Raw genomic sequence first — 22,418 nt, forward strand, 5'->3', positions numbered from 1 at the left:
TGCCGGTGTTGTATCGACTCAGTCGGCTCCTGCACGACGTGCAGTGCCGTTCGTTCTCGCTCGTTCGCGTCATCCGCCCCGCTCCAGCGATCTCGCCGTCCCCAAACGATTTATCGGACCGTACCACCGGCAATACCCAGCGCGTATACGACCGCCGTATATACGTAATCGTCTGATATCCGTTGCGCGTATAGCTCTTTGGCGCCCTGCACGGCGATTGTCGTGGTGTCCGCAACGAAATCTGCGAAAAGGGGCGACATGGCGCTATCCCTGCTGGTGCCGATCCTCGGACCACCCGCGTCCGGCAAGACCACACTGACCCTCGCACTCGGCAAAGATCCCGACCGGCATGTGTTCCGGCTCCGCGAACATGTGCCACCAGAAGCCGTCATGGCGACCGCTAGCAACGGTCCGCGAAACCTCGGCTGGATCGACGAGTCCGTCGTAGCGCCTGCTGTTCGCGCCTACCTACACACCGTGGCCGAAGATCGGCTGATCCACACCGTGCTCATGGACAACTACCCGGGCACCGCCGTCCAGGTCCGCACATTGCTCGACATCGTCGAAACCCTGGCACCCAGGTGCGCGGTCGAACCGGTCGAACTTGTACTCGACCCGAAAGTCCGCCGTAAGAGGGCACAGAGCCGACGCGTCTGCCACCGATGCGAGCACGACCCGGCAGCGGATCCACGTATGCCGGCCAAACCGTCCAGGGTCGGCGGATGGATCTGTGCGAACTGTAAGTCGTTGCTACACACCCGACGTGGTGACGCACCATCGCTGTTCGCCGCCCGCACCCGCCGTCACGACGACACCGCCGACCGAGTGCGTACTGCATTTAGCAGCGCCGGTATCGCCACGAACACCCTCGACGCCATCGCCCCCGTATCCGTGGTCGCTGGTCTTGTCGAGCCACTGCTGATCGCTAGGAGCAAGACCGCGTGACCACCTCCAGCACAACACCATTGCCGTTCCCGGCAGTACGACCATTCCGGCCTGAAACCTACGGCCAGGACACCTACGGTCACGCCAGAATGCCACGCAACACCACCCAGCCCGAACCCCATCGCGTCGACAAAGTCGACTACGGCCGCTTCCGTAATCTGTATCTCTACATCACCGAGGCCTGTCAGCTGCGCTGCGACCACTGCTACATGGGCGAACGCCTCGAGCGAGCATTGAAGATGACACCCCAGCAGATCGTGGACACCCTGACGACCTGGCGCCAACTCGGCAGCGACAAACTCACCATCCTCGGCGGTGAACCCACCCTGCATCCGTGGTACGTCGACGCCATCAAAGCCGCCCGCACGATCGGCTACCAGCACGTCATCACAACCACCAACGCACAAAAGATCGCCCAGAAGAAGTTCGCCAAACTCACCCCCGACGACTTCGCCTACGTCCAGGTCAGCATGGACGGCGGCAGCGACCGGACACACGACGCGGTCCGCGGTGCGGGAACTTTCGACCAGGCAATGGAAACCAGTGCCGAGCTGTGTGCACGCGGGTTCGACACCCGCATCATCTGCACAGTCAACACGGCCAACGAAGGCGATGTTCTGCGGCTGCTCGACATCGCCGACGACATCGGCGCGAGTCTGGTGAAGTTCCACGTCTTCTCCACCATCGGCACCGGACACGGAAACGCCGACATGGCGATGACACCGCCCGAATGGGTCGACTTCTGCGAGCGGCTCGAACAAGTTGCGCCAGAACACAAGTCGCGGGTGTGGTTTCAACCCACCTATGCACGCGTCGACCAGATGAGCCGATACGCCGACGAGGGCTACCAGGGCTGCATCGGCCGAACATTGGACCGGATCTCAGTGTTCCCAGATGGGCGCGCCTACATCTGCTCCTACCTGTTCGACACCGACATGTACTTCGCGAAAATGCAGGACGGTCAGGTCCTCATCAACCGCGACGCCTCGGGCAACGAGTTCGATCTGTTCACCCTGCCGCTGACCAACAGTGCCTGCGGAGGATGTAAAGCCGCCGCGTGCATGGGCGGGTGCCCCGCCGAAGAAGTCGTCATGGGCGAGTCCTCATGCTCGGCCTACCCCGACATCGTGCCCGTCTGCCGACTGTGGAAGTCCAGCGCCAAACCCGAATAGGAGACACCCGTGCACACCATGGAAACGATCATCGAGCCGCTGCGCGCGCTGGACTGGAACGACGTCGAGGCCGTCGACTCCGCCACCCGAAAAGCCTTCGACCTCCTGGCCGCAAGCAAATACCTGCTCCGCCGAGCCCTCAATGCCCTGCCCGACAACCCCGACCTCACGCCGCTGTGCGAGCACTACGACATCCTCGACAAGATCGTCCTGCACGACGACCCCGAATCCGGAATCCGGTTGCGGCTGCATATCTTCGGGCCCGGCTACCACGACCGACCCCACAACCACCGCTGGACCTACGCCAGCAACATCTTGCGCGGCGAATATCGCCACCGGATCTACGGGCAAGCGAAAGTCGACACCGGCGTCGACGTCTCGACGTTGCGCGCCGTCCATGTGCGCGACGAACAGGTCGGCGCCAGCTATGCCCTGCACCACAGCGCGATCCATGCCGTCGTCGCAGAACCGGGCACCGTGTCGTTGGTGCTGCGCGGGCCTGCGATCAACGACCGATTCCTGGTGATGGACGCCAAGACCGGTCGGTCGTGGTGGCAGTACGGCGCCAACCAGGAATCACTCGAAGACGCTGCGAAAAAGTGCATGTCGCCGCAGCGGCTCGAGCAACTGATCACCTTGCTCGGACAGTGGGATCTCATCTGAGCGAGGCAAGGGAACGGTGGGGTCGTCGAGACAGCCGTGAGAGGCGGCGCCCCCACCGGGACCACTACCAGCCGTACATCGACATGAGCTCCCCGGAAGCGATGCGATCCAACGCTTCTCGGCAGTAAGGGATCATCTCGGCTGGCAACGAGTCGAGGCCGAACCACTCCAGTGCATCGCACTTGTCCGGCTCACGGTTTTCCGGCACACCCTGCCACCGAGCGACCTGGAAGAAGAACGCCACCCGCCCGCCCGATGAGGAGTTGTGCATGACGTGCACGAACTCGACATCGCCCGGAGCGATGGTGACACCGATCTCCTCGTCCGCCTCCCGCACGAGTGCATCGACCACCGACTCCTCGGCCTCGAGATGCCCGGACGGCGGATGGTAGGCGCCATCGGCATATCCGGTGTTCGCGCGCCGACCGAACAGAACTCGTCCCTGATCATCGGTGAGCAGCAAATGCACGTCACCGATCAATTTGTGCCGCTCAACGCTGGCCACAGCCATTCCGACCCCTTTCTCGATACGCCCGACCTGAGCGCGAGCCGACCCTAGGTCAGCCACCACCAGATGGCTATGCGCCCGACGTATATCGCACCCCGGAGTACTCCATGACAACGCAACCCATGCTCTACCGCCGCGGTGACCAGCTGCGCATCCTGCCCCGTCGCGCCCCGGACAGCGTCTTGGCCGTGATCACCTTCGGCCAAGCGGCAAGACTCGGCCGCCGCGACTCCCGCCTGCCCGAACGTCAACGCACCGGATATCACTGCCAGGATCTCGCTGGCGCTTCCGGCCGACATCGATTGGGGCAGTGACGATATGGAGTCGATCGACGCGTTGGACTTGTACCGCACGGATACCGAGCCTGCGGAGTTCAGGCCGCTATTCGATCTCGACCGCGCCATTCATGGGCTCGCCGAACACGGCCTATTGGCGATCATCGACGACCGGTCTCAAGGAGTGTGACGTGTTCTGGGTATTCATCAGCGTTCTTGCACTTGCTGGTGGCGCCGTCGTGCTGCTCGCCAGCATTCTGCCTGTAGCTCCCGACGATCTCGATCCCAATAGTCTCCTCGTCGCCCGCCGTCGTCGAGTACGACCACTACCCGACCTGGCGCCGCTCGACCACTCCGCGCCCGAAGCTCTGTTGACCGTCGCCCAGGCACATCGAGCGCAGCAGGTCCACGTGGCTTGTCCGCCCTGGCTATGCCCGGCAAAGGCGATGGCGATGACAATTCTCGAGGCCAACCACCGCCGCTCTCATAGCAAGACGATCCTTTGACCGGCAACGACGAGCCACCGATCCTGCCTCAACGCAATCCGTTCGTGGGTCCGCCCGCCCTCCCGGAACCGCAGATCTACTATCGAACTAATGCAGCGATCCTGACCGACCTGATCGCGGCGCTAACCAGCCTCGATCCGCCCGAATCTGTGTGAGCACCCCTGCGAATCCGAGACCGCCACCCCCACAAGCCGACTTTCCCACTGGCCCGACGGCCCGTAACTCCGCGCATCGGTAGTAGTTGTCTGGAAGAGGAACGGCGGTCGCATCGGATGCTGAGAGCGAAGCGTTGCTCCGGCCGCTCGGTCGGAGCGACGATCCTCTTCGTAACGTCTGTCGAATCATGTTTCATCAGAGGGTATTCCAGCTGATCTGTCTGCGGACAGAGGCCAGAATCTATAGCGTCTTCATGGTGAATCCGCCTGACACCGGAACGGCACCGACTGGCAAGCCCGGTCCACTCGAACAGGTTGAGCTGCGGGATTGGTGGGACTGCGACGATGCGGTACAGCGGACGGTCCTCGACTGGGCTGACCACCCAATGGTGCCATCGCATGCCGGCAGATCGATGATCGCCTGGGTTGTGTTCAACTCCAGGAGCTCCGAGTCCGATGACGCTGCCCAGCAATCAGTTCACAGCTGGGTCGTCTACGCTCACGGCGCGCCGATTGCGTTCCTCGGGACATCTATCCGGGCTCGATGGAGCACTCCTGATGAGTTCACTCCGGTCGGATCGGACGTTGAAGTCCCCGGTCCCGTGATGTCCTTCAACACACTCGTCGACCCCGCCGAATGGGGAAAGGGCTACTCGGCCGCAGCCAAATCCCTGGCAGTCCACCACCCGGCAACCCGCCATGTCGTGACCTGCCACGCCGAAATCCGTACGGACAACGATCGGAGTCTTAAGGCCCTGAACAAGATTCGCGGAGTCCGCACCATTGGTACGGCGGTTTCAAACGGATATCTGTGGAGCCATTTTGTGTGGCCGCGGCACCTGTGAGTTCAACACTGATGTCACCCCGTTTCGACTTCCTGCGGCTGTTCAGTGACGGGAGCAGTTGCCGCTCGAACCGTCCGGCGGGTCGTCGGCAGCGTAGCGCGGACCTCGCGCGGCCGGATTCCGTCCAGATCGTGAGCGATGGCGAATGAATCTGTATCACTGCGGACGCTGAAAGTATATTCGCACTAACGTCTTTCGGTCTGATGAGCCGAGATATGAGTCGACGCCAGTACATTCTTGTGGCGGAATCTCGTCTTTTGAGGTTCCATGGAAGTGGAAGAGTCGCTGACAGGGGCCTACTTAAGGCTGCCTTATGAACAACGATCGACAGCAAGACTCTCTCGATTCAGTCCGCTGGCTGTACTGTGCGGGCTACCCACCTGATAAGCCGAAGCGGTCCCGGCTGCACCGCGCCAGTCCGAACGGACATGCGCGAGGTGCGATCCAATGACCAGCGAAGAGGTCTGGCTGACCACCGACGAGGTCGCCGCGCGACTGAAGATTCCGCCAAAGACATTGGCTACGTGGGCATCTGCCAACCGCGGTCCACGATTCGCCAAGATCGGTCGGTACCGCCGCTACCTGCTGCGTGATGTCCAGCGATGGGAGCAGGCGCAGCTCGACGCTAATCGGCCTGAGTCGCCGCCCGGCGTCGGCCATTGACTGTACGCACCACCGTTCGACCGCTCGCGGTCGCGCCTGTCTGTGGGTGAAGCATGCCCAGGCAGTTTCGCCGTCGCGGGGATAAGTCAGCCCTCGCCACATCCCATGCCCCGGATAGGAGGCTTAGACTTCGATGCCTCGCCACGCCCTGCCGATCGGTACATACGGCAAGATCAGCTCCAAGCGGCAATCCAACGGCAGCTGGCGGTCAGCGACCCGCTACCGCGACGAGGATGGGGCAACTCGTCTTGTTCACCGCTTCGGCCCGACGAAAGGCCTCGCGGAGGATGCGCTCCGCCGCGCGCTGGCAGAACGCACCGGCGCGCGCGGCACGCTGATCACCCGCGAAACGAAGCTCACCGAACTGGCCGACCTCTGGCTCGCAGAGAAGGCCCTCCAAGAGGGCGTGACGCCACAGACCTTGGATCTCTACCGTCGAGAAATCGATGTCTCGACCGACAAACGCGCCAAGCCTGACGCCATCAAGATCAAATCAGCGCTAGGTGGTCTGCGCGTCTGGGAAGCCTCGACCTCGCGGCTGGATGCCCATATCAAGCGCATCGCGCTCAACGGTCACCGCGAGAAGGCGCGCCGTCAGCGAGTCATCCTGTCAGAAATGATGGGGATGGCCGTCCGGCATGATGCGATCGACCGCAACCCCGTTCGTGAGGTCGCTGACCTGCCGCGCAAGCACGCCAAGCCCCGTTCCGCCGACATGGCGACTCTTGCCCAATTGCGGGCTCAGCTCACCGATTGGGTCAATGGTGCTCCACTCGACGGATCGGCGGGCTATACGTATGGCCCCAAGCGCAACCAACGAGTCCTCGATGTCGTCGACGTCGAACTCGGTACAGGTCCGCGCCCGGGCGAAACTCTGGCGCTCCGCTGGTCCGATGTCGACCTCGAATCGCAGCCCCCGCGAATCACCTTCGCCGGCACCATCGTTCGCCTCAAAGGTAAGGGTCTGATCCGCCAACCGCGAACGAAGACCGATTCGGGCTATCGGACCGTGTTGATCCCGCCATTCGTCGTCGAGACCCTGCGTCGTGTTCTATCCGAAGCAGTTCCCAACGATCTCGACTTGGTGTTTCCCAACCGCGCCGGCGGCATCTGGGACCCGCACAACTTCAACCGCTTGTGGAAGCAGGCCCGGGGCGAGAAGTTCGCCTGGATCACCGCCAAGACCTTCCGCAAGACCGTTGCCACAATGATCGCTACCGCGCACAGTCCCGAGGACGCGGCCCGCCAACTCGGTCACTCGGGCGACGCGGTGACCCGCCGCCACTACATCGATCAACCGACTCAGGCTCCCGATTTCACGGAGACTTTGGAGCGGCTGAAACGATGAAAGTGTGACGTTTCCGTGTCATGATGACCCCGAAAAGCAGAAAACCAGGGTCAAACTATGACGTTTGCCCTGGTAGATGCTCCCCCATCTGGACTCGAACCAGAAACCTGCCGATTACTTGTCTCGAGTGCGGCGCGGTAGGGGCTTCACGCGACCCCGTCAGACGAACAGACCGCATGGTCTGATCTCGGGGGCCACCCGCTGGCTGAGCACGGTGCAGGACGTCGGCTAGCCGGGGAGCGGGGCGGGGGTTCCTACCACATGAAAGTTACTACAAGTTCTGCACTTTTCGGGCAAAACGCCCGCATCATGATCAGCTACTGCTCACACTCGGCTAGTACCACGGGGTTTCGGAACGTACGCCTGGGACAGCAGGCGACCGCATCCCGGTGGCTACTGGGGAGTGCATCATGAGACAACGGCGTCACTTGACTATCTCGTGCGAATGGGCTTGTGCCATCAAGCAATTCGGCGAAGAACTTGCCATCGCGGAGCGGCCGCGGACCACGCAGAAACTACGCAAATATCAGCTGAAATCGTTCGCCCACGACCAGGGCGAACGCGGGCCGTGGGAGATCACCCGCGCCGATGTGGCCTCGTGGCTACTCGCCCAGGACTGGAAACCCTCGACGCGCAGCAGTTATCGCGCGGCGCTGCGGACCTTCTACGAATTCGCACACGCGGCTGGTCACATCGACACCAACCCGACGGCGACACTGCCGAAGGTTCGTACGCCGATCGGGTTGCCACGACCGGCGCCTGACGATGTCGTCGACGTCGCGCTACAGAGCACGCACGAGCTGGCGCGGCTCGCGGTCTGGGTGATGGTGATGACGGGTGTGCGTCGCGCCGAATGTTCTGAGATCAACAAGGATTCGGTGATCAACGACTTGCGCGGCTGGAACTTGCGAGTGGCAGGCAAGGGCGACCGCATCCGCGATATCCCGCTGGATCCCGACATGGCACAGGCGCTACTCGCGCGGCCGGGCCACTGGGTGTTCCCGGGCGCCATCGACGGGCACATGTCGGCGGACTGGCTGGGAAAGCTGGTCGCACGGGCGCTGCCCGACGGGTGGACCGCACACACGCTGCGGCATCGTTTCGGGACCTTGACGTACGCGGAGGGTCACGACATCCGCGCAGTGCAAGAACTTCTCGGGCATGCCCGCGTCACGACGTCGCAGGTCTACACGTTGGTGGACGACGGGGCGAAGCGGGCGGCGGTCGTGGGTGCCCGGCGTGGCTTGCGAATATCGGGGGCTCACATGAGCCACCATCACCGCGTCGCCGCGGCGTCGCCGTCGTGGCAAAAACACGGGTGAAATACGGACATTCCTGACAGCCGATAAGTCAACCTTATCGGCGGTCAGAACTAATTTGCTCGAAACCTACTGATACGAAACAGGATTGATTCACATGACAACCACTGAATCGGTCGTCGAGCCGACGCCGTACTGGGAACGCGTCTACATGAGCGATGATTTCGTACCCCCGATCACCGAGACCACAGCCACCGATGCCGACTATCTGGCCACCCGGCTACGCCTGGCGCTCAGCGATGCCGCGCGCATGGGCGCAGAACCCGGAGCGCACGACATCACCGAGGGCATCCGATTGCGCATCGACGTCCAGCAGCTCGTCGACGAGCTCACCGTGTTCGGGCGCGTGGGTACTGAACTGCTCGGCACGCTGCGGCGTCAGTGCCCCGGCATCAGCTGGGAACGCAGCCTGGGGCATATCGGCGGCACCCCATCAGTGTGGGCGCTGGTCGATCCCGTCGAGCCGAGTGCGCTACGGCTACGGCTACGGCCGTGCGACGAGCCAGGGCGCTGGTCCGGGGTGATCGAGGGAGTGAAGGTCGTACTGCTGGGAGCGTCTTCCGCGGCGTCGGTCGCGCGAGTGCGGCGTGAGATCGGCGACGATGCCGCCGATTTCCTGCACAAAATCGGTCCGGATCTGCCCCCGATCCCCTGGCACCGCACCGGCCGGGAGCTGGCCGGGCACGCGATGGATCACCCCGGTATCGACGAGCACACCGTGGCCGGCCTATGGGCCGCGGCGCTCGGCGTCACCGATCTCACCCAGCAGTACGACGGGCTCAGCGCGTACACCGGCGAGACGCCGGTGGGCCCCGTGCGCCTTACGTGGGTCTCGGATGCGGTGCGCTGGGCGGCCAGCGTCGCCGCGTCGCGAGAAAGGCTGGGGTAGCCGATGGAATGCCCGACTATCACGTGTCCCCAGTGCGGCAGCGTGTCGTATCACCCCGCTGATATCCAGCAGCGCTACTGCGGGGGCTGCCACCAGTTCCACGACTACATGACCCTTTTCGCGGCTGCGGCCGCCGAGACGAAGGAATGACCATGGATTGGCTGTATGCGATGTACCTGTTGATTTTCGGCACCCCGGGCGGATCCGTTCCGCCGATGCGCCACGAGCCGTGACCGTGCTCGAACCGCTGATCACCGCGACCCGGTGGGAGGTGTCATGCCTACCGGAAGACCATGTGGGCTACCGCCGGTCGATCGTCACGATCGACCGGCGCGGCCCGGACAGCTACGCCGTCGCCTATGGCGGGTTCGTCCATGATGCCAAGGGCACACCGGAGATCGAGCCACCCGCGTCTGAGCGGTCACCCGAATGGCTGGCCCGATTCCGGCACGACTACCCAGCGGCGGCCGCGCTCGCCTCGAGGATTGCTCGTGTAGTGGCGGTCAGCCTCACCGGCTCGTCCGACTGATCACCACAGATCACCACAGATACGACAACGGCCCCCGTCCTAGGACGGGGGCCGTCATCTCGTCTCCCGGGCCCGCAAGCTGCTGGAAAGTGGGCCCGGCGGTTCGAACGCGTCGACGATACTTCGGCGCGGGGGCGAGCCGGAGCAGGCTCGCCAGGGCCTATTTCGCGGTCAGGTCGGCTGGTGGAAGAAATCCGCGTGCTGGCGTGCGCCCGGCGAATCCGATCGATGCTGGCGGTGGCCGGCCTCGCGAACCTCGGCCCACAGCGCAGAAAATTCAGGATGCTCGGTGCGCGCTTCCTCGACCGGAATGCCGTCCGGCCACTGATGGACGGTAACGCCGTCCTCCTGCACGAGAGTGACGCATGGGCGGCTGTCCCGCATTTCCCACGCTGCCCGGTAGTGCTCGACTGTGGTGGATTGCATCAGTCCTCCTGTGGCCATTCGGTGATTGGTCCGTCGTGGTCGATGAGTGTCTGAATCAGTCGATTCGCGCGGTCCTGATCGCGGGCGAGGACGCCGTGCCCCGCGCCGCTGATGCCGTCGACCCACTGGCCACTCCAATGGCCGATGAGGGCGCCGTCGCCAACGTGGAAGTGCAGGGCCCCGCACTGGGACCGGCCCCGCTCGATTGCCCGGTAGGTACCGATGATCGCGCCATCGACCGCATGGCATGTGCCGGTCCATAGGTAGTCGCCGTCGGCGTCCAATCTGATGGCTTCGCCTGCCTGTGTCGCGTTGATCAGGTGGCGATTGATCACCGGCTCATGGTCGCGGGTGGTCTGCCACGCCGCGTACCAGACGCCCGCCATGTCTAGACCCATTGCCACCTCGCCCGACAGTTCGGCGAGGGTGATTCCGAGGGCTCGCGCGAGAACGATTGCGTTGGGAAGTGTGGGGTCCTGTATGTCTTTTTCCCAGCGTTCGACCTGCTTGGCGCTGACGCCAGCTCTGTCGGCGAGTTCAGCTCGGGACCAATTCAGAGCCTCGCGTCGAGCAAGGGTGATGTCGCCGTGCACGCTCATCGGTCTACCCCTAGTCCATCGGATTAGACCCCAGTCTGACAGATCCCGCGCGCGGCGTGGGCTCCTCGCTTATGGTCTAAATCATGCGACCCTAGTCTAACTAAATGGACTAGGGGTAGATCGAAGGGGATGCCATGGCCTCACTGGAATCGAAAGTGCTGGACGCACTACGCCCGACCGGGCGGCTGCTCTACCCGCATACGCTCGCGGCGATCCTGGGGCGCCCTCAACCGGAGATCGAGCGGGCAGTGGAATCGTTGCGGACGCAACAGCTCGCGTTCCGGAACAGGGCTGGCCAGTGGTACGCCTACCGTGGTCGGTCGTCATGAACGACGGCCAGGCGCGCGCCCTCGCGGCGCTGGACAACGGCGCCCTTACCGCTGTCGAGATCGCCGACCGGGCGGGACTGACGGGCGAGCAGGTCTCGGAACATCTCCGGCACCTGACCCACATCGGATTCGTGCGCGGCAATTCCGCCCGGCCGAGAGTGTGGGGAATGACCGGGCTCGCCCGGGGGTGGGCGAACAGTACCGCCACCGGACCGGGGGTTCAAGCATGACCGCTCTACCTACGCGGGTACGAAAGACGTTGCGCGAGCGGATGATCCGTGAGGTCATCGGCAGTGGTAGCCCGTACGTGCCCGCGATCATCTGGTACGTCGACGATCACCCCGCGCTGTCGTGGTCGGAGGTCGGCGGGATGGTTCCGGCAAACCGGCGGTCGCCGCGGGCGCAGGCGATCACCTCGGCGTGTTTTCCCCAGCGGTACACCCAGCGGTTTGAGCAGCGGCCCGACGTGCTGCGGCGCGTGCTTGCCGGGTTCAAACAGTGGTCCGGGACCAACCAAGGGGGATACTGTGACACCACCTCGTAAAGCGGTCGGGCTGCTGAATTCTGCTGTCGGGCACAAGGATCGAACAGTCGATGTGCGTTCGATCCAAGCGATCGCCCGCAAGCGCGGCTACGAACTGCTCCCCGAGGTGTTGGTGATCAGCGACGAGACGTACATGCCGATCACGTTCATCGCCTTTGAAGCGTGCAACCGGGGTGCGGTGGCGGTCGTCGCGCCGAGCGCACAACATTTCGGTGAGCAGGGGGAGAAGTTGGCGCACGCGGTCACGCTCGAGACGTTGGCGGGCACGGTGCAGCGCGTCGGATGGGACGCGACACGATGATGAAGAACAGGGGAATCATGCGAATTGCAGCCGTATTGGTGATCGCGGGCGCGATCGTTGCCGGATCGGGCGGTGTCGCTGCTGCGGCGCCGAATATCGAGCCGATCGCCGCGGGGCGATGCGAGTTCCGTTTCCATCTTGGGGCCGCGTACCTCAAGGATGGGGCGATGATCGGGGGCGGGTACGTCGACTGCAAGGTACCCGGTCCGCCGGATGCGTTCAGCGTCGCGCTTCGGCTGCGATACAAGGGCGGGGCGGGGTGGGTTACCCGAAGCCTCGAGGCGTCCGAACGGGTGCCCGCGCCGGTGCTCAATCTCGCGACGTGGGCGCCGTGCGAGCGCGGAGGCTGGGTTGTGGCGGTCGAGATGTGGGAGACTCGCGGCAGCACGACAGCTCACTACGTCGACGAATCAGCCGCCACGATTACGGGCTGCTGAGACAGGGGTGATGATGATTCATCAGACCACTACAACGCTGCGATGGCGACTGACTCGCCTGGCGATGGCGTTGCGCGATCGACGCGAGCACCGAAGCGACCCCGGCGCGTACCCGCTGCGGCGCGAGTATGGCGGCTGGACGGTGCGCCCTTTCAGCGGGTGGCGGTCCGTGCGCGGCGTGACGCCGCCGCTGGCCTACACCCGGCATATCCCGGCCACCGATCGCGACGCGGCGATCGATTGGGCAATGGAGAAAATGCACCTCGGCTGACGGGGTGATCGGCGCGTCAGCCAAGGGCGTACCGACTTTGTCGGTGTGGACCGCTACCATTTCGATCGTGTGAGCTGACGTCTGGTTATCGCTGGATGGCACGCGTACCCCCGGAACACCGGCAACCCCCCCTGCCCGATGCCCGGGGGTTTCGCGCGTCAGGGGGTCGGCGGCGGTGCCATCTCGACGTGCCAGGTTTCTTCCATCGCCTCGAGGCCGGCGGCCAGTGTCGACGACGGTACGACCCCGGGCGGGTACGGCTCGGGGTCGATGCTCTGTTCGGTGCACCACTTTTCCCACGCGATCGACTGCATGAAGTCGAACCGGGCGCGGTACAGCGTGGTGATGTCGAGGGTGCGTGCCATGGCGGATGCCCTTTCTAGGCTGCGAGGTCGTAGGCCCAGAACGCATCGATCGATGCGCTGTGGAACTGCTGTTGGAAGACGGGGAAATTGCCGCTCACGCCGATACGCACCCGGCGTTGCGTCGCGCCGGTAGGAACGATGGCGCCGGTGTCGGTCCAGGTCAGATGTGTGGAACCGTTCACCAGGAGGGTGAACACGTTGGCGCGCCTGCGGAATTGGATCAGGGCGTTGGTCGCGACCTGGGTGGTGGTGCTTGCTCGAACGGTGCCGGTCGCGCCGGAGCCGGTCGCGATCGTGCACGCGGTCGACCCGCCGGAGTACAGCGCCGCGGCCACGTTGATGCCCGTGGCGTTGGTGCCGTTGTCGCCTGCCAGGTAGATGAGAACCGGGTTGTTGGTGGCGAGGGTGTACCCGCTCGGGGTGAGCTGCACCCGCACCTCATGGTTATCGGTGTACATCTTCCCGTCGTTGCCGCCCCCGCGCCACGTGTTGACGTAGGTGGCCAGGTTCGCGCCCATGCCCTGCGGGGTGATCCGGAACTTGTTGCCGTTGATCACCATCGGTGAAGCCGTGTCCGTCGACCAGTTCGACCCGATCGCGCCGTTGGCCCGGTCGGCGTCGTCGGCGTAGTAGGCCATCGGCGGCTGGAACACCGCGGTCATAGCTGGTAGCCGATGATCTCGGCGACCAGCTGCACGCCCGCGGTGGCTTGGATCGCGGATTGATACACCCAGATCAGATCACCGGTGTCCAGGTCGGCGCTGGGGGTGGCGGTGGTCGGTGTGGTGACCGCGGGTGTGGCGCTGCTACTGGTGATCGTGTTGCCGCCGGCTATGCCGTTGAGGCGCAGCTCGGCGACCGAGGCGCCGACACCGGAGCCGGCGGTTTTGCACCAGTACCGCACCCCGGTCACCCGCATCGGATGCGAGACCGGGTACCCGATGTCTTGCTGGCCGATGCCGACGGCCTGTATTCCGTAGTTCTGCCAGATCACGATGCTGACGGCGCGCGCGTCGGTCGACAGATCGGCGACGGGGATACCGCCGCCGGGCAGGGTGTATTTGGCTTTGAGCTCGGTACCGATCCGGGTGGCCAGCGCGCTGATCTTGTCGACGAGCGTCATCAGACCAGCGCTGCCTCGAGCACGGCCACGAAATCGGTGGTGGGGTCGCCGAGCTGGGCGCGGCTGTACACGCTCAGGTTGTCTTGGCCCTGGGTTTGCTGGGTGCCGTTGAGACCCTGGGAGGCGTCGACGCGCAACCGGTTACCCAGCGCGGTCGCGGTGGTCGCCGCGTAGTTCGCGTCGTCGCCGAGGGCGGCGGCGAGCTCGTCGAGCGTGTTCAGCGCGCTCGGCGCCGACGCGACAACGGCTGCCGCGGCCGCGGCGGCCGCGGCGTCGGCCTCGGCGACGGAGTACACGTCGATCGCGGTGCGCGCGGCCGCCGCGTTCGACGCGGTGACCAGCGCCCGGCCGGTGGTCGTCGAGTCCGAGATAGCCGCGGCGTTGGGCGCGTAGTCGCCCGCCTTGGCCGTCGTCGACGTGGTGCCCAGGGCCAGGTTGGAAGTGCCGGCGGCGATCGCGGTGCGCGCGGTCGTGGCGTCGGCGGCACGGATCAGGGCCTTACCGATGGTGGTGGCGTCGGTGATCGAGTCGGCGTCGATCGTGCCGCCGGACCCGACCGCGGAAAGAACCTCGTTGATCGCGGCCACCAAGGTCGACTTGTCGGTGGTCGCCAGTGAGGCGAGCGCGCCAGTGATCGCGGCACGTTCGGTGCGGACGGCTTTGAACTCGGTGCCGATCCGGGTGATGACGTCGGATAGCTGGGTGACCAGAGACATGAGGATTCCTTTGCTGATCAGGCCATTCCGTTGAGGAACAGCTGAGTGAGGGATACCGGGGGCTCGAGTTCGTCGATGACGTCGTCGACGACGTCGTCCAGGTCCTCGGGCGAGATCTCGCCGGGCGGTCCCGGTGGGCCCGGGGTGGCCACGACGATCACCTGGGCGCCACTGGAATCGGTGACGATGTCGACCGCTTCGGCCTCGGCGACGATGTCGGCGGAGTCAGGAACGGTCACCTCGATTACCAGGTCGGTCACAGCGCGGCCGCCAGACCGTCGAACCGCTCGATGATCCCGTTGACCACCATCCGGTCGTGGCCGTCGACCAGCTGGCCGTCGGGGTAGATCAGCCGGAACGACCACAAGGTGGTCGATTTCAGCGGGTTGATCTGGGTGGCGTCGACTTTGACCACGCAGTGACTACCGGCAGGGGTCGCCGAGACCGTGATGCGTGATGCGTCGGCGCTCTTTCGCTCGGCGTAGATCACGAACCGGGCCATCACCCCCTCGGGGTAGTCGAGGTAATCGCCCAGCGGACCGCCGGGGGTCGTCGCCGGTGCTCGCCGGCGGAAATCGACCACCAAGTCGCCGTCGAGCGACACTGGCAGCACACGCGCCGGTGTCGATGGGATCAGTAGGCCCGTCACAGTCGGTCACTTCCTCTCATACCTTGACCTGCACTCGGAAGTCGTTGAACGCCACGGAGTTCACGAACGCACCGCGTTTGAACCGCACGCCGTAGCCGCGGTTGCTTTCCGCTGAATGCGCGTTGATGCCGTCGACGTAGAGCAACACTTGCCCGGCGTACTCCACCCATGCCTCATCACCGGTGATGACGTAGTCGAGGACGTCGCCATTGTTGAGGGTGAGCGCATCCATACCGAGGTCGGTAAACGTCGGGCTACTCAGGGTCCCGGTGAATTTCGCGATATAGATTTTGTTGCCGAAGATATTCAAGGCGATCCCCAGTGTGCCAGTGGAATTCATGCGACCGATGACGGATGAATCCTGTGCATTCGACAGACCATGAGCGCCGCCCAGGGTCACCGATAGGCGCATGTTCCCCGTGCTCAGCGGGGCGCCGGATCGCCACGCACCACGGTTTCCGTCACTGAGCAGACCACCCGCGAGCCCGAGAGAGTTCGAGTTGATCACGACATCACTGCCTACCGTGGTCCACCCGTTCCCCGGTGCCCCGTTCGACCTGTTGAAATTGTCGTAGAAAACATCGGAGCTCCACACCGGTGCCGTCCCGACGTAGTCGTAAACGAACCAGTTCTCGATCTCGGTGTCGCAGAATGCCGACCGCATAGCCTGGGCGCGCAGTCCGGGCCCGCGCAGGAATCCGCCGCCCTCGAGGCTGGCCGGGATGGTGTAGACCCAACGGACGATGCCGTCCATCCACAGGACGAACGTGTTGTCGTTGATGCACTTCACCCGCCAGTTATGGGTGGCGTAATAGGTTCCGGTGTTGACCATGTCGAACGCGACTTTGCGTTCGACATCGATGCCGGAGTCTTTGTCGTCGAGCCACATGCTGGCGACGAAATGGTGGTCGGTGGTGTCGCCGCTGGTGGTGACGTAGTGCTCCCATTTCAGCGAGACTTGATATTTGGTGGCGGTGGGATCACCACCGTAAACCCAGTTCTTGCCGAGGAAAATGGTGAAATAGTCTTGCGAGACAATCGAGGTATCGGTGATCTTCATCGTCCATTCGATCCCCCAGTTCGCGGTCAGGGGGAAGTACTCAGACCCCCACCCACCACGCGGCCCGAGACCGAAAAAGCTTGCGCTGTCACGAATGTACAACTTGCCGTCGGTGATATCCGCCGGGGTCATGTCACCCCAGGGGCGCCACGGTTGTTTGGGCGGGTTCTCGTTGGACCGGTTGAAATCGTCTAGTCGGCCCTGCTTGGATCTCGGCCTACTCCTCTTGCGGTAGTACATTACGTTTCCTCGATGATGGACTCTATCCAGCAACTGAGACCGTTGACGACTCCTCCGATGGCAGTCACATTGCAGTGGTACTGATCCAGATCCGTCACGGTGTAATCAATCGAGCTGTCCGGATGGACCAGAGCGCCCGAGGCGACATTCGTAGTAAGCACAACAGTTTCCGTGCCATTCAACGCTCGCCGAATCAATTGAAGGGTGATCGTGCCGGTGTTGGCATTCGCCGTGTAAACCACCCGCGTGATCTTGCGAGTTCTGCCAGCAGGCACCGTGAGAAGGATGCCGAGATTCTCCTCATTGATTCCGAGATTGAGCCCGGCCGTTGAGACAGAGAATCCGTCTCGGTCGTTCTGCGCGTTGGCGTAGGCGACGTCGGCTACGTCTTGAGCTGCGGCGGCGACCGAAGCGGCGTTGCTGGCTGCTGTTTGGGCTGCGGTGGCAGTGGTGTACGCGGCGTTGGCGTTGCCGTAGGCCACATCGGCCGACGCCTGCGCCGTTTCGGCGGTCGCCTCCACAGCGTGGATGAAGTCGGCGACTCCGTTCAGGGCGTCCTCGAGGGCATCGCCGAAGACGGGCACACCGCTCAGGATCTCGGCGAGATCGCGCAGCGCACCGGCGATCCATCCCAGGATGAAGTCGCGCACCCCGCCGAACAGGCCGTCGACCAGGTCATCGAACCCCCATGCGCCGACTGTCTGGCCCTGGCTTTCGGGGGGAATCGGGGCGTGATCGGGTGAGGTCATATCAGCACCGTTCCGGCGGGGTGGGCTGTGCGCGGCGGCGTTCCTCGAGGGCGGCGCGTTCGCCGATGAGCCGATCGCGTTGCACGTCGATACCCGCGATCGTGTGGTTGTAGGTGATCAGCAGCGCGCGCGCGTCGATCCGTTCGCCCGTCGCCGGCGGGGTGGCCAGGGCCTCGACAAGGTCGCCCAGGGTGTCGTCGCGGGCGTTGCGTAGGACGTCGTCCTGGTTTTCCAGGTTCCGGTCCTCGGTGGCGATGCGCCGCAGTTCCAAACTGGTGGTGCGGAATTCGGCGTTGCATTCACGCTGATGGCTGGTGAATAGTGCGGCTTGCACCTGGGCGTAGATCACCGCGGCCGCCATGACCGCCACCAGCGCCATCACGGTGGTTGACTGGCCATCGAATCGACTGAACCAGGCGCGCACTTTGTGTACCCAGCCGAACCGCTGTGCCAGCGGTGTGCGGTCGATTTCGGGGACCAGCGCGGTGCGTTCGCCGCGGCGCACACGCCGGAACCCGAGTAGGTACATGCTGCACGCCGTGATGGCGCTACCAGCAGCGAGCCCGAACAGCAGTGCCGTCCAGTAGCTAGTCGGCATTGTCACCACCCGATTCCGTGTTGTCGTCGGTGTCGTTCTTGGGGTCCTTGGGGTTGCGGGCCTTGTAGTAGGCGGCGCCGAGGCTTCCGGCCAGACCGGTGAACACGCTGCCCATCAGCATCGTGATTTCCGGTGCGGGCTGGTACTCCCTCCGGACCGCGGGCAGGATGATGAACGCGACGAACCAACCCACCGTGACGGTCACCGCCATGAAGGCCAGAACCTTCACCAGTACCTTTTCGTCCACGCCGCACCACCTTTCGATTCCTCCTGGTCCGCGCGGCTCAGCCCAGGCGCTCAGACACCGCGGTGCCTGGGGCTGGTGTGGTCTGGGGCAGCGTGAGCTTTCTCGATCTCTTCGCGCGCCTGGCGCAGCACATTGGCACCCGAGGGCCCGAACGTGGAGGTGATGACGCGTTCGACGTCGTCGAGCACCGACCGGGCGGCGGCGGCCGCGGCCGCGGGTACCCGGTCGCGTGGGGTGACGCGACCGCGGGCGGCCTCGATAGCCGGCACTCCCAGCATCAGCGCGATCACGGCGATGATCACCTGGGCGAAATCGTCGCTGATCGTGCCGTTGACCACCAGGTACCCGACCAGCGCGACGATCGCCGGATACATGAGCAACCTCACCGGTTCGTTCGCGCGCACCCACGCCAGGGCCTGCATCACCCGCGTCACCGGGGGCCCAACTTGTCGAGCTTGGCCATGATCGCGCGAGTGTTAGCCGCGATCTCGAGCACCCAGCCGGCCAACGATTTCGCCTCGTCGTCGACGGCGCCGGGCAGCTGGAACCCGTCCCAGACCGTCTCGTTCCAGATGTCGGCCCACATGTCGTACGGCCACGGCTCATCCGGGGACCCGGTCGAGCTGTTGACGTGCTCGGGGTGGCGGATCTGGCGCAGCTTGGCGGGGAACGGGTTGAGCTGGCCAGCGCCAGCGGTGACTGGATCGGACACGGGGTTTCCTCCTGAATGGTTGATGCCGAGCTCGGCCAGCAGCTCGGGCAGATCGAGGGCGGATAGGTTGAGGTCGACCCCGTGCGGCCACGGGGTGCAGTGGCCGCGGTCGGTGTACTGCTGGGCGATCGCGGCGTCTTGCATCCACTTCGGGGGCGGGGTCGCGGCCCAGGCGCCGGGGGTATGGCTGTAGGACGGGGTCACGAACCGCAGACCGGCCGGTCTGGTCTTCCACAGTCCGGCATTGGCGACGGCGTTGAGGTAGCCGAACACCCGGCGCGAGTCGCCGTACCAGCCACTGATCCGGTCGATCTCGTCGTTGACTTCGGCGCTCTGGTCACCGCGGATCGCCCCGCCCGCGTCTTCGACGTCGACCATGGTGGCGGTACGCGGGTGCAGCCACAGCCCGGCCTCGATCAGCACCTCACGGTGTAGATCGCAGTTGGCGCCGTCAGGCCTGAAAAAGTAGTACGGGAACACCGCGGCCAGGTCGCCGGCCTCGAGCATCGCGCGCGCCTGGCGGGCGTTGTCGAGCGCGAGCTGGTCGCGGATGTCGCCGCTGTTGGTGCGGAACGCGAATATCCGGTGCGGGTAGGTGCCGTCGATCGGTCGGCCTTGATGGTGACTCACATCGGCCCAGGTGGTCGTCATCGCGGCCGCCTCCTCGGGGGTAGAAGTTGCGAGAATGCTTGCCGCACAAGGGGATCAGTGCGGGGGTCTGGTCGAGCGGGGGCAGGGTTCAGGATCTGGTCGACGACGTCGGCCAGTGCCGGATCTCCCTCGGGCAACCCCATCTGAAAGTGCATCTCATCGGGACGCAGCCACTGCCGACCCCAGAACACGGCGCCGTCGTAGCAATCCACCAGCGCCTCGATCCGGGCGATCAGATCGGCCTGCATCTGGTAGTAGCCCCATGGCCATTGCGGCGCGTTGATGTCGAGCGCGGTACCGCTCAGGTGGTTGCTGTTGGGCACCGCGTTGGTCGGCGACCAGCCCCACACCGGCGAGATGATCGGCGCGCACTCGGCGTGATAGCGGCGCGCGAAGTCGCCGAGGATGACCGCGGGGGCCCCGCTCCGGAGCGGGGCCGTGTCCATGAACGGGCCGTCCACGGTCTCACATTCGTCGCGGTTGCAGATCTGCCAACCGTTCTCGCTGCGGGCATAACCCGCGTATGTCCGGAATCCCATAACTGTTATCCGCCTTTGCTTTCCAGCTGTGCGTCGATCCGTGCGCGTAGCTCGAGCAGTTCCGAGGGCATCAGCGCCTCGGACGCGGCCGCCACCACGTCCACCGGTTTCACATCCGGCACCGGGGCGTCGCTATCGACCCACGTGCCTGGGTTGGTGATCGAGCGCCCGCCGCGCAGCGGGTCGATGCGCTTGATCAGGGCGCGGTCGGGATCGAGCACGAACCCGACCAGTTCGGCGTGCTCGGCGATCCGGGATGCGGTGGCGGGCAGCGTGATCGCCCCGCGCGCGGTCGGGCGCCAGATCCGCGATTTCTTGCCCTTGCGGTCTCGGGTGGTGATGAAGTGCCCCGACACCGGGATGTCGCGGAACAGGTCGGTGTGCGGGTGCATCGGCTCGTCGGCGAAGTTGGTGCCGTCGGGGTAGTCGGCCATCAGACGTCGACCCCCTGCTGTTGCAGCAGCGACATGATGTTCTCCTTGTATCGCATGAGCTTGGCCGCGGGATCTTCCTCGGCCTGGTCGGACCCGATCGAGATTTCCCACGCCGGGAGGGTGGCGCGGTCGCCGCGGTTGCGGATCGCGTGGACGTGGTCGACGTACCAGTCACCCCCGCCGAAATCGAACCCGATTCGGTCCATCAGCCCGAAGTGCTTGCCCGGCACATACGGTGCGTACGCGTCGATTTCGGCGGTGAACGATGTGTAACCGCGGGTGTCCCAGAACCCGGTTATCAGGCTTTGCAGAGTCGACAGGGTGAACCCGACGCCGGGGCCTTGCACCCAGTGCTCCATCCACGCATCGGGGCCCATGTCCGCCTTGCGCAGCGGGTTCGGGATGCGATGGAACGCCAACAGCGTGTCCTCGATCAGGAAATCGAACACACCCAGCGCCAGGCCGGGATTGCCGATCAGCGCGCCGAGGTAGCCCAGGGCGGCGTTGGCGGCGAGCTTGGCCGCGGAGTTGACCCACTGGGGTGACTTGCCGCCGGTGACCATGGCGTAGGCGAGCGCTTTGTGGATGGTCATGGTTTGCGATCGGACGGTGGAGAACCGGCCCGAGGGGAAAACGACCCACGGCGCGGCCTGCACGGTGCCGAACCAGCCGGGCAGTTTGTATTCGTCGGGCTGTTCGCGCGCCAGCTCGGTGATGATCTGGTTGATGAAGTCTTCGGCGACCGTGCCGACCAGATTCAGCAGCCCGTCGACCATGGTTCCTGTCGGTCCGGCGTACCCCGATTTGTCGAGCACGCGGAACACGCGCGTCGAGTGCTCGAGGGTGTAGAAGCTTCCGGCTGGCTGGGGCTCGCCGGGCATCCATCGCTGTGGCTGTAGCAGCAGCCCGGCCGACGCCAGGGTCGGCGCGACCAGGTCATGCCAGTACGGGAAACGCGCCGATAGCACCGTCCATTGGCTGGTGTCGGTCAGCGGATTGATCGGCACCATGGTGGTCCACCAGTGCGAGGGGTCGATCATGCCCGCCCACTGTGAGGGGTTGAAGATGTTGTCCGGGATCGCATTCAGGCTTTGCACGCGCCAGAGGTTCGACAGGCCGTAGAGCGAGACGCCGGTGGCCGACGGGCCCGCCCAGGGCATCGCCTTGGGTATCTGGATCTCGGCGGGCGTGGCCGGGTTGGCGAAGCAGATCAGCCGTTTGGCCGCGTGGTAGTCGTGCAGGAAATGGATGCGCACCGCGACCATTTCCCCGGCCTTGTAGATCCGCTGGATGATGTCGCACTTGCCCGCCCAACGCCACCACGGGGTGTCGACGGTGATGTGGACGTCGGTTTTGCGGCGCGCGGGATCGAGCAGCCACGACACCAGCAGGTGGTCGCCGGGAATGGTGACCTCACCTTCCCCGGTGTCGTTGGCGATCTCTTGGAAATCCCAGGCCAGCTCACCACGCAGGTGGCATACCGTTTCCCAATACTGATCACGCACAACCATTTTCGGGCGTGCGACCGCGTCGGCGGCCTCCTGGCGGCGCCGCGCGAGGATGTGGTGGCGGACGTCGTCGAGGGTGAGGAATTCCGGCGGTGCCGTCACG

36 protein-coding genes are annotated in these 22,418 nt (G+C 64.6%); 18 read left to right on the forward strand and 18 right to left on the reverse strand.

The genetic code is table 11. The features are described 5' to 3' along the window. The first annotated feature begins 258 nt into the window (after window positions 1-258). From OHS03_RS02020 to OHS03_RS02030, 3 genes are read left to right on the forward strand one after another with little or no spacing between them, the layout of a single operon-like run. Window positions 259-945, forward strand: a complete 687-nt coding sequence (locus OHS03_RS02020; RefSeq protein WP_328660288.1) for a hypothetical protein — start codon at window positions 259-261, stop codon at window positions 943-945. Next, a complete protein-coding gene (locus tag OHS03_RS02025; protein ID WP_328660290.1) occupies window positions 942-2,117 on the forward strand; it encodes a radical SAM protein in 1,176 nt (391 codons plus the stop codon). The genes OHS03_RS02020 and OHS03_RS02025 overlap by 4 nt, the downstream gene beginning before the upstream one ends. Before the next feature lie 18 nt (window positions 2,118-2,135). Then, window positions 2,136-2,780 (forward strand): hypothetical protein, encoded by a 645-nt coding sequence (locus OHS03_RS02030; protein WP_328664053.1) that lies wholly within the window; start codon window positions 2,136-2,138, stop codon window positions 2,778-2,780. A 64-nt stretch (window positions 2,781-2,844) separates the two neighbouring features. Here OHS03_RS02030 and OHS03_RS02035 read toward each other — a convergent pair whose 3' ends face one another. Beyond that, window positions 2,845-3,291, reverse strand: coding sequence for an NUDIX hydrolase (locus tag OHS03_RS02035; RefSeq protein WP_328660291.1), 447 nt, complete (start codon window positions 3,289-3,291; stop codon window positions 2,845-2,847). Between the two features lie 104 nt (window positions 3,292-3,395). On the opposite strand from OHS03_RS02035, the gene OHS03_RS02040 reads away from it, so the two are divergent. The 10 genes from OHS03_RS02040 to OHS03_RS02085 all read left to right on the forward strand — a co-directional run bounded on the left by OHS03_RS02040 (window position 3,396) and on the right by OHS03_RS02085 (window position 9,817). Then, window positions 3,396-3,602, forward strand: a complete 207-nt coding sequence (locus tag OHS03_RS02040) for a hypothetical protein (RefSeq protein WP_328660293.1) — start codon at window positions 3,396-3,398, stop codon at window positions 3,600-3,602. A gap of 4 nt (window positions 3,603-3,606) precedes the next feature. Further along, window positions 3,607-3,753 carry a hypothetical protein gene (locus OHS03_RS02045; RefSeq protein ID WP_328660295.1) on the forward strand — a complete coding sequence of 49 codons (147 nt, stop codon included), beginning with the start codon at window positions 3,607-3,609 and terminating at the stop codon, window positions 3,751-3,753. 1 nt (window position 3,754) lies between these two features. Continuing rightward, entirely contained in the window at window positions 3,755-4,069 is a 315-nt protein-coding gene (locus OHS03_RS02050; RefSeq protein ID WP_328660297.1) for a hypothetical protein, read from the forward strand. Beyond that, on the forward strand, window positions 4,066-4,224 hold the full coding sequence (locus OHS03_RS02055) for a hypothetical protein (protein WP_328660298.1): 159 nt from the start codon (window positions 4,066-4,068) through the stop codon (window positions 4,222-4,224). The genes OHS03_RS02050 and OHS03_RS02055 overlap by 4 nt, the downstream gene beginning before the upstream one ends. Window positions 4,225-4,481: 257 nt before the next feature. Further along, window positions 4,482-5,069: a hypothetical protein gene (locus OHS03_RS02060; protein WP_328660299.1), complete on the forward strand. Its 588-nt coding sequence runs from the start codon at window positions 4,482-4,484 to the stop codon at window positions 5,067-5,069. Window positions 5,070-5,516: 447 nt separating this feature from the next. Then, on the forward strand, window positions 5,517-5,732 hold the full coding sequence (locus OHS03_RS02065; protein WP_328660301.1) for a helix-turn-helix domain-containing protein: 216 nt from the start codon (window positions 5,517-5,519) through the stop codon (window positions 5,730-5,732). Between the two features lie 133 nt (window positions 5,733-5,865). Next, on the forward strand, window positions 5,866-7,080 hold the full coding sequence (locus OHS03_RS02070; RefSeq protein ID WP_328660303.1) for a tyrosine-type recombinase/integrase: 1,215 nt from the start codon (window positions 5,866-5,868) through the stop codon (window positions 7,078-7,080). A 410-nt stretch (window positions 7,081-7,490) separates the two neighbouring features. Beyond that, window positions 7,491-8,402, forward strand: a complete 912-nt coding sequence (locus OHS03_RS02075; protein ID WP_328660305.1) for a tyrosine-type recombinase/integrase — start codon at window positions 7,491-7,493, stop codon at window positions 8,400-8,402. A 94-nt stretch (window positions 8,403-8,496) separates the two neighbouring features. Continuing rightward, on the forward strand, window positions 8,497-9,288 hold the full coding sequence (locus OHS03_RS02080; RefSeq protein WP_328660308.1) for a hypothetical protein: 792 nt from the start codon (window positions 8,497-8,499) through the stop codon (window positions 9,286-9,288). A gap of 229 nt (window positions 9,289-9,517) precedes the next feature. Then, complete coding sequence (locus OHS03_RS02085; protein ID WP_328660310.1) at window positions 9,518-9,817, forward strand: hypothetical protein; 300 nt, start codon at window positions 9,518-9,520, stop codon at window positions 9,815-9,817. 171 nt (window positions 9,818-9,988) lie between these two features. Here the strand turns inward: OHS03_RS02085 and OHS03_RS02090 are convergent, their stop codons facing one another. Beyond that, a complete protein-coding gene (locus OHS03_RS02090) occupies window positions 9,989-10,243 on the reverse strand; it encodes a hypothetical protein (protein ID WP_328660311.1) in 255 nt (84 codons plus the stop codon). Further along, on the reverse strand, window positions 10,243-10,842 hold the full coding sequence (locus OHS03_RS02095; protein ID WP_328660313.1) for a helix-turn-helix domain-containing protein: 600 nt from the start codon (window positions 10,840-10,842) through the stop codon (window positions 10,243-10,245). Before OHS03_RS02095 ends, OHS03_RS02090 begins: the two co-directional genes overlap by 1 nt. Before the next feature lie 325 nt (window positions 10,843-11,167). On the opposite strand from OHS03_RS02095, the gene OHS03_RS02100 reads away from it, so the two are divergent. The 5 genes from OHS03_RS02100 to OHS03_RS02120 are packed head-to-tail and all read left to right on the forward strand — an operon-like array spanning window position 11,168 to window position 12,724. Next, window positions 11,168-11,401 (forward strand): helix-turn-helix domain-containing protein, encoded by a 234-nt coding sequence (locus OHS03_RS02100; RefSeq protein WP_328660316.1) that lies wholly within the window; start codon window positions 11,168-11,170, stop codon window positions 11,399-11,401. Then, on the forward strand, window positions 11,398-11,715 hold the full coding sequence (locus OHS03_RS02105; protein WP_328660318.1) for a hypothetical protein: 318 nt from the start codon (window positions 11,398-11,400) through the stop codon (window positions 11,713-11,715). Before OHS03_RS02100 ends, OHS03_RS02105 begins: the two co-directional genes overlap by 4 nt. 52 nt (window positions 11,716-11,767) lie before the next feature. Then, entirely contained in the window at window positions 11,768-12,016 is a 249-nt protein-coding gene (locus OHS03_RS02110; protein ID WP_328660320.1) for a hypothetical protein, read from the forward strand. Continuing rightward, window positions 11,998-12,453 carry a hypothetical protein gene (locus tag OHS03_RS02115; protein WP_328660322.1) on the forward strand — a complete coding sequence of 152 codons (456 nt, stop codon included), beginning with the start codon at window positions 11,998-12,000 and terminating at the stop codon, window positions 12,451-12,453. The genes OHS03_RS02110 and OHS03_RS02115 overlap by 19 nt, the downstream gene beginning before the upstream one ends. Window positions 12,454-12,463: 10 nt before the next feature. After that, window positions 12,464-12,724 carry a hypothetical protein gene (locus tag OHS03_RS02120; RefSeq protein WP_328660324.1) on the forward strand — a complete coding sequence of 87 codons (261 nt, stop codon included), beginning with the start codon at window positions 12,464-12,466 and terminating at the stop codon, window positions 12,722-12,724. A 158-nt stretch (window positions 12,725-12,882) separates the two neighbouring features. Here OHS03_RS02120 and OHS03_RS02125 read toward each other — a convergent pair whose 3' ends face one another. The 15 genes from OHS03_RS02125 to OHS03_RS02195 form a co-directional block, all read right to left on the reverse strand. Then, window positions 12,883-13,089 carry a hypothetical protein gene (locus OHS03_RS02125; RefSeq protein ID WP_328660326.1) on the reverse strand — a complete coding sequence of 69 codons (207 nt, stop codon included), beginning with the start codon at window positions 13,087-13,089 and terminating at the stop codon, window positions 12,883-12,885. Between the two features lie 14 nt (window positions 13,090-13,103). After that, window positions 13,104-13,751, reverse strand: a complete 648-nt coding sequence (locus tag OHS03_RS02130; protein ID WP_328660328.1) for a DUF7257 domain-containing protein — start codon at window positions 13,749-13,751, stop codon at window positions 13,104-13,106. After that, entirely contained in the window at window positions 13,748-14,212 is a 465-nt protein-coding gene (locus tag OHS03_RS02135; RefSeq protein ID WP_328660330.1) for a hypothetical protein, read from the reverse strand. The genes OHS03_RS02130 and OHS03_RS02135 overlap by 4 nt, the downstream gene beginning before the upstream one ends. After that, a complete protein-coding gene (locus tag OHS03_RS02140) occupies window positions 14,212-14,928 on the reverse strand; it encodes a hypothetical protein (protein ID WP_328660331.1) in 717 nt (238 codons plus the stop codon). The genes OHS03_RS02135 and OHS03_RS02140 overlap by 1 nt, the downstream gene beginning before the upstream one ends. A gap of 17 nt (window positions 14,929-14,945) precedes the next feature. Next, window positions 14,946-15,188, reverse strand: coding sequence for a hypothetical protein (locus tag OHS03_RS02145; RefSeq protein ID WP_328660333.1), 243 nt, complete (start codon window positions 15,186-15,188; stop codon window positions 14,946-14,948). Further along, a complete protein-coding gene (locus tag OHS03_RS02150; RefSeq protein WP_328660335.1) occupies window positions 15,185-15,541 on the reverse strand; it encodes a hypothetical protein in 357 nt (118 codons plus the stop codon). Before OHS03_RS02150 ends, OHS03_RS02145 begins: the two co-directional genes overlap by 4 nt. A gap of 52 nt (window positions 15,542-15,593) precedes the next feature. Continuing rightward, window positions 15,594-16,769 carry a hypothetical protein gene (locus OHS03_RS02155; RefSeq protein ID WP_328660337.1) on the reverse strand — a complete coding sequence of 392 codons (1,176 nt, stop codon included), beginning with the start codon at window positions 16,767-16,769 and terminating at the stop codon, window positions 15,594-15,596. Between the two features lie 107 nt (window positions 16,770-16,876). Further along, the gene (locus tag OHS03_RS02160) at window positions 16,877-17,626 is read right to left on the reverse strand and encodes a hypothetical protein (protein WP_328660339.1); all 750 of its coding nucleotides are present in this window, start codon (window positions 17,624-17,626) and stop codon (window positions 16,877-16,879) included. A gap of 1 nt (window position 17,627) precedes the next feature. Further along, the gene (locus OHS03_RS02165; RefSeq protein ID WP_328660341.1) at window positions 17,628-18,230 is read right to left on the reverse strand and encodes a hypothetical protein; all 603 of its coding nucleotides are present in this window, start codon (window positions 18,228-18,230) and stop codon (window positions 17,628-17,630) included. Then, window positions 18,214-18,471, reverse strand: a complete 258-nt coding sequence (locus OHS03_RS02170; RefSeq protein WP_328660343.1) for a hypothetical protein — start codon at window positions 18,469-18,471, stop codon at window positions 18,214-18,216. Before OHS03_RS02170 ends, OHS03_RS02165 begins: the two co-directional genes overlap by 17 nt. 50 nt (window positions 18,472-18,521) lie before the next feature. Next, a complete protein-coding gene (locus OHS03_RS02175) occupies window positions 18,522-18,905 on the reverse strand; it encodes a hypothetical protein (RefSeq protein WP_328660345.1) in 384 nt (127 codons plus the stop codon). Next, entirely contained in the window at window positions 18,902-19,834 is a 933-nt protein-coding gene (locus OHS03_RS02180; protein ID WP_328660347.1) for a hypothetical protein, read from the reverse strand. Before OHS03_RS02180 ends, OHS03_RS02175 begins: the two co-directional genes overlap by 4 nt. After that, window positions 19,831-20,373: a M15 family metallopeptidase gene (locus tag OHS03_RS02185; protein WP_328660349.1), complete on the reverse strand. Its 543-nt coding sequence runs from the start codon at window positions 20,371-20,373 to the stop codon at window positions 19,831-19,833. Before OHS03_RS02185 ends, OHS03_RS02180 begins: the two co-directional genes overlap by 4 nt. Before the next feature lie 5 nt (window positions 20,374-20,378). Then, window positions 20,379-20,807, reverse strand: coding sequence for a phage gene 29 protein family protein (locus OHS03_RS02190; protein ID WP_328660352.1), 429 nt, complete (start codon window positions 20,805-20,807; stop codon window positions 20,379-20,381). Beyond that, window positions 20,807-22,417 (reverse strand): Gp37-like protein, encoded by a 1,611-nt coding sequence (locus OHS03_RS02195; RefSeq protein ID WP_328660354.1) that lies wholly within the window; start codon window positions 22,415-22,417, stop codon window positions 20,807-20,809. The genes OHS03_RS02190 and OHS03_RS02195 overlap by 1 nt, the downstream gene beginning before the upstream one ends. Window position 22,418 lies beyond the last annotated feature (1 nt).

The organism is Nocardia salmonicida (assembly GCF_036142455.1).
Lineage (GTDB): Bacteria > Actinomycetota > Actinomycetes > Mycobacteriales > Mycobacteriaceae > Nocardia > Nocardia salmonicida.